The following is a 10,867-nucleotide window of genomic DNA, read 5'->3' as shown; positions in this document are numbered from 1 at the left end:
CACCGAAGGCATCGTCAACGAACTCCGCATCAACTGGGTCTGGATGCCCCCCTGGGGCCCCGACAAGATCACCGACGACGGCCGCGAACAACTCCAGGCGATCGGCTTCCACCTCTGAGGCATCAGCTGTGGCGGTCCGGGAGGCGCAGCCGTACCCGCCAGCCGCCGTCCCCGGACGGCCCCGACTCCAGCGTGCCGCCCAGCAGTTCGGCACGCTCGCGGAGGCCGACGAGGCCATGGTGTGCGCTGGGCAGCGGCAGGGCGGGGCGGGCCGGGATGCCGTTGGTGATGGTGACCCCGTATGCCGCGACGTCGTGCCAGAGCTCGACGGTCACGGCGGCGCCCGGGGCGTGCTTGCGCACGTTGGTCAGTGCCTCTTGGACGGTGCGGTAGAGGGCGCGCTGAGCTGGGGCGGGAACGGCGTCCGGGGCCGTGAGTTCGCCAGTCAGCCTGACGTCCAGGCCGCTGTTGTCGACGAGGGGGCGCAGGTCCGCCAGGGTGGGCTGCGGGGCCAGCTCCGTGGTGGCGCCGCCGGAGGCGCGGAGCAGCGTGACCATGGTGCGGAGCTCGTCGAGGGTGACAACGCTGAGCGTGCGGATCGTACGGGCCGCCTCGCGGGCCTCGTCGTCGGTGGCGGTGACCTGGAGTGCTCCTGCCTGCACGGCGATGAGGCTCACCTGGTGCGAGACGACGTCGTGCATCTCCCGGGCCAGCTGGGCCCGTTCGTGGGCGAGGACGGTCTGCGCGTACAGCTCCCGCTCGTGCTCCTTGGCCGCCTCGGTCTCCACCAGCTGTCGCCTCAGGTCCCGCCGGGTCTGCACCAGCTGGCCCAGCAGTATGGGGGCGGCGGCCATCGCGAGCATGTAGACGAAGGTGACCAGCGTCCAGGTGCACTCCTCGCCCGCGACGTCCGTCAGCGGCCAGGGAGTGGCGGTGATGAGCGCGAAGAGAGCGGCGTACAGGGCGAGCAGCCGCCGGTCGCGGGTGCACGCGGCGAGGGTGTAGAGCACGACGATCGGCGCGATGAGGACGTCCTGGACGAGGGAGCCGGGGAGGCAGAGCAGGAAGGCGGACAGGGGGAGGCGGTGGCGCAGGGGCAGAATCACGCAGGACAGAACGCCGAGGGCGAGGCCGTAGGGGGTGTGGTCGTCCAGGTTGAGCCAGAAGTCGAGCCCGGCGAGGACGACCAGGGCGGCGTCGGCGAGTGCGGTGGGGAGTCTGTTCACCGCTGTCCCAGCAGCAGCCCTGCCCGCTGCGCGAGCGGCACCGCCCGGACCCGTCCGCCGACCTTGGTGGGGATCGCGCCGGCATGGTCCTTGACCGTCCCGCTGCTCAGCTGGGGCCGGTCCCCGGTCTCGGCGTTCGGGAGCCCTTCGGCGACCAGCACGGTCCGGATCATATGTGCGGTCTCCTGTACGTCGTCACCTCCCCAACCTACGACTCGTACAGGACCATCGGTCACCCGCCGGTCGGGGGGCCTTGCCCACCGATCGGCAGGTACCGGGCATGAGTCACGGAGCGGAAGGGTGGGGCCATGATCGACACGCGTCCCACTCGGCGCCCCCTCGTCTTCATCGCCGCTCTCGTGAGCGCCGCCCTGCTGGTTGCCGGCTGTGCCTCGTCCTCGTCCGCTGAGGCGCGACAGCCCGACGAGCGCCCTCTGGCAGTGATCTATGACGGCCCGCAGGGCTGTGACGACTGTGCGCCTGCGGTGGCCAAGGTGTTGCGCGAGGCGCCGCAGGGCTACCGGATCAAGTTCGTCAAGGCCCCGTTGAAGGCATCCGACCTCGCCGGGGCGAAGCTGTACGTACAGCCGGGCGGCGGCGCTGACCTGGAGCGGACCTGGCAGGACCTGAAGGGTTCCGCCGATGTTCTTCGCACGTGGGTCCGTGAGGGCGGCAGCTATCTGGGGCTGTGCTTCGGCGCCTACTTGGCGGGCCGCGATCCGGGCTTCGGCCTGCTGCCCGGTGACGCGGGCGGCTATACCGACTCCCGCGGCGCCGTGGTCGACGACGATCGCGATACCGTCCTGAAGGTGGCGTGGCGGGGCAAGCCGCGTCACATGTACTTCCAGGACGGCCCGGTCTTCTACTTCGACCGGGGCGCCGACGCCAAGGGCGTCGAAGTCCTGGCGACCTACCCCGGCAACAATCTCCCCGCCGTGGCCGTCGCCCGCTACGGCAAGGGCCGTGTCGGGGTGAGCGGACCGCACCCGGAGGCCGACGCTTCATGGTACGAGCGCGCAGGGCTGAACAACCCCGACGGCGTCCGTCCTGACTTGGCGTACGACCTGATCAAGGCGACCACCGGCTGATACCGGAGGAGAAGGAGGGGAGGGTCCGCATATCCCGTGGTGGTCGGCGTATGCGGCCCGTACCGGCTTACGCTCGTCGCGGCTTCGGACGCCGTCACCACTCCGGCCGGTACACCCCGTTCCTGGACTCCAATGGGCTCACCTGCCTGATCGCTGCCTACCGCACGGCCGACAGCACCGGTGCACGTCCGGCGCTGATCGCACCCGGCGAACGCGTACGCCTCATGCCGGCCCTGAGTGGTACTGGCCAGGCCCTGCACAGCTACCCCACCTTGGTCGCCGTCCCCGTCGGACCGGCTCGGTGATCGTTCGGCATCGGCAACGGCGGGGCGCGGCCCCACTGCCGGTGGGAGGTGCGGAGCCTTGCGGCCGCTCACGGGGGGGGCTTCGAAGCTGCCGCCTTCCTCGGCATGCCAGACCAAGATAGGAAAGCGGCTTGACTGATCTGCGATTCGTTGTGCTCGGGCCGATGCGGGGACACCTGGGGTCGAGCGATCTCCACCTGGGCGGGCCGAGGCAGCAGGCCATGCTCGCCGTTCTGCTGCTCATGCATCCCGGTCGGCCGGTCGGGGCCACGGACCTCATCCACGGCATATGGGGGGCCGAGGCGCCCAACTCGGCCATGACCACGCTGCGTACGTTCGCCTGGCGCTGGCGCAAAGTGCTGGAGAGCGACCGGGCTGCGCCCCGCGTCCTGGTCTCCGACGGTGACGGCTACCGTCTGGTCCTGCCCGCGGACTCGGTGGACGCGCTCCGGGCCGAAAGCCTGGCAGCGCAGGCTGAACGGGCCCGAGCCGCCTGCCGGTTGGAGGAATCACTCGACCTGCTGAACAGCGCACTGGCGCTCTGGGCGGGGGAACCACTGGCCGGTATACCCGGCCCTTGCGCGGAGTACCATCGTCAGCGGTTCAACGAGCTGCGGTTGATCCTGCTCGAAGAGCGGATATCCCTCGACCTGGAACTCGGCAGGGCCGCTTACTGCATACCGGAACTCACGAGCATCACCGCACAGGACCCCTTCCGGGAGCGCCCCTACTGCCTGTTGATGCGCGCGTTGTACCTGACCGGGAGACAGGCGGAAGCACTGGCCGTGTTCCGCTCCGCGCGGCAGACGTTCATCGACGAACTCGGCGTCGAACCCACCGCCGAACTGCAGCATCTGCACCGGCGCATCCTCGACGGCGATCCCACCCTGGTGCCGAGCGCCGCCGCCACGCGCGCGCCGCGGCCTGCCCCTGCCCCGCCCCCGAACGGCGCCGCCGCTGTAACCACCGGACAGCACAGCGGTGAAGCGGACCCGAGCGACGCCCAGGGGCAGCGATCTGGCGCCCCGGCGCTACCTCAGCCTGCGCAACTCCCGCCCGACGCAGTCGATTTCACCGGTCGCGCAACCCTCGCCGCAGCCCTGTGTTCAGCTCTGACCGCCCCCGGCCGCCAGGCTCTCGCAATGATCAGCGTCGTCGGCATGGGCGGGGTGGGGAAGACGACGCTGGCACTCCACGTCGCACACCGGGCGCGGGCTTCCTTCCCGGACGGACAGCTCTTCGCCGACCTGCGAGGCAGTGACACCGTTCCTGCGGACCCGGGGGCGGTACTGGCCGGCTTCCTCACCGCCTTGGGCATCGCCCCCGAGAGCCTGCCCGACGACCTGGCGGCCCGAGGCGCACTGTTTCGGTCCGCTGTCGACGAACGCCGGTTGCTCATCGTGCTGGACGACGCGAAGGACGCCGCCCAGGTGCGCGCTCTGCTGCCGGGCTCGGCGAGCTGCGCCGTCCTGGTGACCGCCCGGCGCCGACTGTCCGGGCTGCCCGCCACGTTGCAGTGCGGCCTGGAGGGCTTCCAGCCCTCCGAGGCCATCGCGCTGCTCAGCCGGGTGATCGGTGAGCACCGGGTGGCCGCTGAGCGGGAAAACGCCCTGGCTCTGGCCAAAGCCTGTGGGTCCCTGCCGCTGGCCGTGCGGATCGTCGCCTCCCGGCTGGCCGCCCGGCCCAGATGGACCATCCGGAGTCTGAGCGACCGTCTGGCCGACGAACAACGGCGCATCGACGAGCTGCGCGTCGGCGACCTCGCCATCGAGGCGACTTTCGAGCTGGGCTACAAGCAGCTGCCGGCGGAACAGGCCCGCGCTTTTCGGCTGGTCGCCGTCGTCGACGGCCCGGCGGTCCCCCTGGCATGGGCCGCCGCTCTGCTGGGCAAGTCCGTCTTCGAGACCGAGGGCATACTGGAGCCCCTGGTTGACGTGGCCATGCTGGAATCCCCCGGCGTGGGCCATTACGGCTATCACGACCTGCTCCGCGCCTTCGCCCAACGGAAGGCCAAGGCTGATCCGGTCGCCACAGCGGAAGCCGTCGACCGTCTCCTCGACCATCTGCTGGCCACGGCCTGCTCCGCGTTTCAACAGGCGGTTCCCGGAGACCCCATTGGCAGCGCCCTGCGATCGGCCCGGTCCAGCGGTCTCCCCCTGACCAGCGCGGCCGAGGCACGTGCCTGGGCGGCGAGCGAGGGCGAGAACGTCTATGCGCTGGTGGAGCAGATCACCCGAGTGGTGGTGGGCAACGGTGTGCAGGACGGTCACCGCACAGGCGGTGTGCCCGTCGTCGGCCAGGTCATCGACCTGCTCATCGCGCTCAGCCCGTTCGCCGCGGACATCGTGGTGAAGCTGTCCGTCAGCACCGTGCGGCACCTGGCGGAGGCGGCCGCCAGGGCAGGAGACCGCAAGGCGGAGGGCCGGGCCCGGTTCCTCTGCGGCAATATCGCGTTGAGCCAGTCCTGGCTCGGCGAGGCCAGGAGGGAATCCCTGCTCGCGGTGCGGGCCTGCCGCGAGGCGGGCGATGCCTTCATTCTGCGCCAGGCGCTCAACGACCTCGGCCTGGCCTGTGCGCTGGCGTTCCGCCACGAGGAGTGCATCGGGTACTACGAAGAGGCCATAGCTATCGCCCGGGACCTGGGGCACCATTCGGGAGAGGTTGTCAGCACGGTCAACGTCGCCCTCGCGCGCATCCGTTCCGGCCAGGCCGACGAGGCGGTGCGGACCTGCCGGGGCGCTCTTGCCCTGCTGGAGACCTTCCATGACGAGGCGGGGGAGGCGTACGCCCGCTATGTTCTCGGCCTCGCCCACCATGAGCTGGAACGGTATGAGGCGGCGGCTGCCGATCTGACCGCCTGCCTCAAGCTCTGTGTCGCCATCGGCCTGCACCGACGTGAGGCCCAGGCGCGGTTCCGGCTCGCCGATGCCCTGCGGCTGCTCGGGCGTCCGGGGCAGGCGGCGGGACAGGCGCAGCGGGCTCTGCTGGGCTGCGAGGAGTTCGGCGACCAGCGCGATCAGGCCAACGCGCTGGTAGTGGCCGGTCGGGTGTACATGGACCAAGGACGATCGGGTGATGCCCGTGCCGTCCTGGAACGGGCACGGGACCTCTACCTGAGTCTCGGCCTGCCCGACGCCGACACGGCCGCATCGCTGCTGGGCGAGCTGACGGGGCCGGCAGCCGGACTCGCCCCCGATCGCTGAAGAGAAAGAGGCATGCCGATCCCTGGCGACACTCTTCGGCGCTCGTCCGCCGGGCCCTCGATCACCACGGGACGCACGGCGGACGGGAGCCGCACTTCTGTCGCGGTGCTCGCGTGGTGATCGGCCGTTGATCGCCGCCTGCCACCGTCGGATCGACGGCAGGCCGCGCGTGCCTCTGCCGCTCGAAGGGAATTGCCTGATGATCAAGTACATGCGCGAGCGCATCGATCACTGTGGGCTGTGTCCGGCCGGAGGGGTGGCGGAGGGCAGCCCTCGTGGCGGGTCCGCGAGTCCGACGTCCCAGGCCGGATATGAGCCTGAGACATGGAACAGCACCGGTTCAGCAGTGCAGCCTCGTATTCCGCGTCACTGAGGTGGTGGGCGTGATGTCGTCGGGGCACATGGGACACACGGATCCGCGACAGGCCATCTCCTGCGGAGGACGCGTGCGGGTGGACGGCCCCGCCCGGCGCAGCACCGTCCGGTACTGAAACGGATCGCTCCCACAATCGTCACGATATTCCTCCATAATCTTCGGGGCAGATACTTCCGGGACCTTTCCCCCGTCTAGGCTGGAACGGCCGGACCGCATGGAGGCCGGGTGATTCCGCGTACATGGGAGTGCAATGAGCGGCCCGCTTGATCTGCCGTCGCTGGAAATGGACGTACTGGAATTCTGGCGGCAAGCCGGCATTCCGAAGATTTTCGCCCGGCGTAATCCCGAGGGCAAGCCGTGGGTCACCTACGAGGGGCCACCGACCGTCAATGGCTCACCCGCCCTGCACCACGTCTGGACCAGCACCTACAAGGACGTCTACGGACGCTTCCAGACCCTGCGCGGGCGCCGGGTGGACCGCCGGGCCGGCTGGGACTGCCAGGGCCTTCCGGTCGAGATCGCGGTAGAGCGGTTGCTGGGCCTCAAGAACAAGCGGGACATCGAGCGCTACGGTATCGGCGCCTTCGTGGAAAAATGCCGCGAACTCGCCGAGGGGAATATATCGACCTTTTCCGAAGTGTTTCAGCGTATCGGTTACTGGGTGGATTACGAGAATTCCTACCGGACCATGGACGATTCTTTCCTCGAGTCCGTGTGGTGGCAGCTCAAACAGATATGGGACCAGGATCTGGTCTACGAAGGCTACAAGGTCGTCCCCTATTGCGTCCGGTGCGCCACCGGTCTGTCCTCCCACGAACTGGGCCAGCCCGGGGTGTACCGCGAGGTCACCCACCAGTCGGTGTACGTCGGCTTCCCGTTGGAGGAGGGGGGCGATCAGCTGCTCGTGTGGACCACCACGCCGTGGACCCTCCCGGCGAACACCGCGGTGGCGGTTGACCCCGAGGCCCGCTACGGACGCTATGAGGTCGATGGGCGAACCGTGATCGTGGCCGTCGAACGTGCGGCCCAGGTGCTCGCGGGAGCGGTGGCCGCCGACACCTTTCCCGGCAGTGATCTGGTCGGCAGTACCTACCTGCGGCCGTATCCCGACGTGGAGCCCGCCGCCGGCCGGTGCGCAGTCGTCGTCGGCTGGGACGGAGTCGCCGGCGACACGGGAACCGGTCTGGTGCATATCGCGCCGGCCTTCGGCGAGGAGGACAACGACCTGGGGCTGCGCGAAGGACTGGCCGTCGTCAATCCCGTCGACGGCAACGGCGAGTACCAGACCTCCCCGTTCCAGGGCCGCGGTGTCCACGAGGCGACTCCCGCAATCCTCGACGACCTGCTGGCACGAGACCTCGTGCTGCGGATCCAGCCGCACCAGCACCAGTACCCCCACTGCTGGCGGTGCAACTGCGAGCTCATCTACTGGGCCAAGCCCAGCTGGTTCATCCGCACCTCCACGCGCAGGGATGACCTGCTCGCGCAGAACGAGAGTGTGACCTGGCACCCTGCTCACCTCAAGGACGGCCGCTTCGGCAACTGGCTGAGGGAGAACGTGGACTGGGCCGTCTCCCGCGACCGGTTCTGGGGCACCCCCCTGCCGATCTGGCGGTGTCCGTCCGATCACACCGTCTGCGTGGGCTCCCGGGCCGAACTCACCGCGCTGACCGGTCGCGACCAGTCCCGCCTTTCGCTGCACCGACCGCATATCGATGACATCACGTTCCCCTGCGCGGAGTGCGGTGAGACCGCCACCCGGACACCGGCGGTCTGCGACGTCTGGCTGGACTCGGGTTGCGTACCCGCCGCCCAGTGGGGGCATCCCCACAACCCGGAAAACGGTTTCGCCGGGGCGTATCCAGCCGACTTCATCTGTGAGGCCGTCGACCAGACCCGCGGCTGGTTCTACTCCCTGCTGGCCGCCAACACCATGGCGTTCGGCGAAAGCCCCTACTCCACTGTCGTCTGCCTGGGACACCTGGTCGACGACGACGGCCGCAAGATGTCCAAGTCGGTCGGCAACGTCATCGACCCGCAGGAACTCCTGCCCGAGTACGGGGCCGACGGCATCCGCTGGTACCTGCTGTCCGCGGGCGCCCCCTGGGGAGCCCGGCGGATCTCCTTCGAGGCCATCGGCCAGCGCGTCCGGCGGGACCTGCACACTCTGTGGAACGTCGTCGCCTTCCACGCCCGCTACGCCGAGATCGAGAAGTTCTCTCCCACTCCGGGCCACCGCAGCGAGCACCTGATGGACCAGTGGATCAGCTCCCGTCTGCTGCGGCTCGTCCGTGACGTCACCGACGACATGGAGAGCTACGCGGCCCACCTCGCCGTCAACCGGATCGGCGAGTTCATCGACGAGCTCTCCAACTGGTACATCCGACGCAGTCGCCGCCGCTTCTGGGAAGGCGACCGGGACGCGCTGGATACCTTGGCGCATGTCCTGGAGACGCTCGCGGTGCTCCTCGCCCCGTTCTGTCCCTTCCTCGCGGAAGCCGTCCACCAGCGGATCACGGGACCCGAAGCCGGATCGGTCCACCTGTCCGACTGGCCGCTCATCCCCGCGGCGGACGCCGTCGATGAAGCCCTGGAAGCGCAGATGGCCGAGGCGCGGCAGGCCAGCACACTGGGGCGCGCCACTCGGCGTGACGCCGGACTGCCCGGACGCCAGCCCCTGCGTACGGTGGTGGTAGCCGGAGTCTCGGACTGGTCCCAGGCGATCCGGGACATCGCCGTCGAGGAACTCAACGTGCATCGGCTGCACATCGGCGCCGAGGCCGAACTGCCGCTCAGCCACCGGCTGCGCGCCAACTGGAAGATCCTCGGCCCCCGTCACCGCGAGGCGGTCGCCCAGGTCGCCGAGGCGGTGTCGGCCGTCACCGACCCCGAGCGGATCGCCGCGCTCCGTGCCGGACTGCCGATACGGCTGGCGGCCGGCGGGCGTGAGGTGACGGTGGCGCCGGACGAGGTCGTCATCGAGGAGGTGCTGGAGGGCGGCTGGCAGATCTCCGCGTCCGACGGCGTCACCGTGGCACTGGAGACCACCGTCGACGAGGCGCTCGCCCTGGAAGGACGTCAGCGCACGGTGATCCGCCGTATCCAGGTGGCTCGCAGGGACGCCGGGCTGAAGGTCCTGGACCGCATTCGTCTCTGGGTGGAGGAGGAACTCCTCCCCGGGGCCGCCACCATCGCCGGCGAAGTGCTGGCGGAGTCCGTCGAAGGTCTGCGGAAGCTGCCCGACGACGGCATCACCGCCCGCGGCGAGGGATTCGCCTTCGCCGCGGCGCACACCAGTTGACGGTCGGCCGCAGCCGAGCCGCACACGCGAAAGGACCAGCATGGCCGACTCAGATGTGCGGCTCCCGCACCTCCTGCTCATCGTCGGAATCGGCGGGCCCGGCCCCAAGCTCCTGGCCCCCGGCCTGGCCGGCCTGGCCCGGCTCTCGTGGCTCTTCGACTCCCGGGACCTGACCAAGCCCGAACGGGACGTCCCGATCATGGCGGAGGCAGGGCGGGCCATGGCCGTCTCCTCCGAGGAGGGCATGATCGCCGCCGCCGCCGCGCTGCACGCCGAGTGCCCCGTCGACGGTGTGCTCACCTTCTCCGAGAACGTCCTGCGCTCGGGCGCCGCCGTGGCCGAGAAACTGGGGCTCCCCTTCAACTCGCCCGCGGCCGCACGGCGGCTGACCGACAAGTACCTCCAGAGGGAGGCGCTGGCCGCTGCTGGGGTGCCCTGCCCCCGCTTCCACCCTCTTCGCACGGCCGACGACGTGAGCGCTGCCGCCGAGACCGTCGGCTTTCCGGCCGTACTCAAACCGATCAGAGGCGGCGGAAGCGCCCTGACCAGCCGCGTCGACTCCCCGTCGGAACTGCGCGCCGCCTGGGAGGCGGCCACCGCGTTTCTCGGAGCACTCGACGGCCTGGACCGCACCCACCGGCTGCTCGCGGACACCGAGTACCCGTACATGATGGTGGAGGAGCTGCTGACGGGGGTGGAGCGCGCCGACGACGCCCGCTACGGCGACTACGTCAGCGTGGAGTCCCTCGTCAGCGACGGCGCCGTGCACCATCTCGCCGTCGGTGACAAGCTGCCGCTGTCTCCCGGATTCCGGGAGAACGGGCAGGTCCATCCGTCGGTGCTGCCCGAAACCGCACAGGCGCGGGTCACCGACATGGCAGCTGCCGCTCTCGTGGCGCTCGGTGTCACGGAGGGCGTCACCCACACCGAGCTGAAGCTCACCGCCGAAGGCCCCCGCGTGATCGAGGTGAACGGGCGTGCCTGCGGGGGCCTGTGGATGACGCTGCTGCACTCGGCCGGCTACGACGTGATCGCGGAAGCCGCTCGAGCAGCCCTGCGCGTGGAGCCGGTTCGGCTGCCGCGCTTCAGGGGGTACGCGGCCATGCTCACCCCTTGTCTGGACGCGTCGCTCGCCGACCGGTCCACGGAGGTCCGGCTCGACCCGTCCTTTGAGGAACGTGCCGGCGTGCACAGTGTGCACGGGCTGCACTCGGGGACGTTCGATCTGTCCCTCGGCGGCGGCCACGGGCTGCTCGCCTATGTCAGTGCGGCCGACGCCGAGGGGATTTTCGCCCACGAGAACGCCCTTCGCGACGCGATGCGGATGGTGATGTAAGGGTGGCGTGAGCGCTGGTCGTCCTGCGCCCC

Annotated in this window: 5 protein-coding genes and 2 pseudogenes; 5 read left to right on the top strand and 2 right to left on the bottom strand. The window is 69.9% G+C overall.

What is annotated here, in order from left to right:
- Positions 1-118 (top strand): annotated as a pseudogene (locus tag AB0I49_RS37095) (metal-sulfur cluster biosynthetic enzyme); the annotation flags it as partial.
- 4 nt (positions 119-122) lie between these two features.
- On the opposite strand, the gene AB0I49_RS37090 reads toward AB0I49_RS37095, so the two are convergent.
- Positions 123-1,226: a histidine kinase gene (locus AB0I49_RS37090; protein WP_363231632.1), complete on the bottom strand. Its 1,104-nt coding sequence runs from the start codon at positions 1,224-1,226 to the stop codon at positions 123-125.
- A pseudogene (locus AB0I49_RS37085) lies at positions 1,223-1,387 on the bottom strand (DNA-binding response regulator); the annotation flags it as partial. The pseudogene AB0I49_RS37085 and the gene AB0I49_RS37090, both read right to left, overlap by 4 nt.
- 147 nt (positions 1,388-1,534) lie before the next feature.
- Here AB0I49_RS37085 and AB0I49_RS37080 point away from each other — a divergent pair.
- From AB0I49_RS37080 to AB0I49_RS37065, 4 genes are all read left to right on the top strand, one after another.
- Positions 1,535-2,314, top strand: coding sequence for a BPL-N domain-containing protein (locus AB0I49_RS37080; RefSeq protein WP_363231631.1), 780 nt, complete (start codon positions 1,535-1,537; stop codon positions 2,312-2,314).
- 436 nt (positions 2,315-2,750) lie between these two features.
- On the top strand, positions 2,751-5,822 hold the full coding sequence (locus AB0I49_RS37075; RefSeq protein ID WP_363231630.1) for a BTAD domain-containing putative transcriptional regulator: 3,072 nt from the start codon (positions 2,751-2,753) through the stop codon (positions 5,820-5,822).
- A 626-nt stretch (positions 5,823-6,448) separates the two neighbouring features.
- Complete coding sequence (gene ileS, locus AB0I49_RS37070; protein ID WP_363231629.1) at positions 6,449-9,499, top strand: isoleucine--tRNA ligase; 3,051 nt, start codon at positions 6,449-6,451, stop codon at positions 9,497-9,499.
- Positions 9,500-9,539: 40 nt separating this feature from the next.
- Entirely contained in the window at positions 9,540-10,835 is a 1,296-nt protein-coding gene (locus AB0I49_RS37065; protein ID WP_363231628.1) for an ATP-grasp domain-containing protein, read from the top strand.
- Positions 10,836-10,867: the final 32 nt, after the last annotated feature.

The sequence above is a fragment of the Streptomyces sp. NPDC050617 genome (genome assembly GCF_040654795.1).
Taxonomy (GTDB): domain Bacteria; phylum Actinomycetota; class Actinomycetes; order Streptomycetales; family Streptomycetaceae; genus Streptomyces.
The sequence above is the reverse complement of the archived record's forward strand: the minus strand, read 5'-3'. Positions and strand labels throughout refer to the sequence as shown.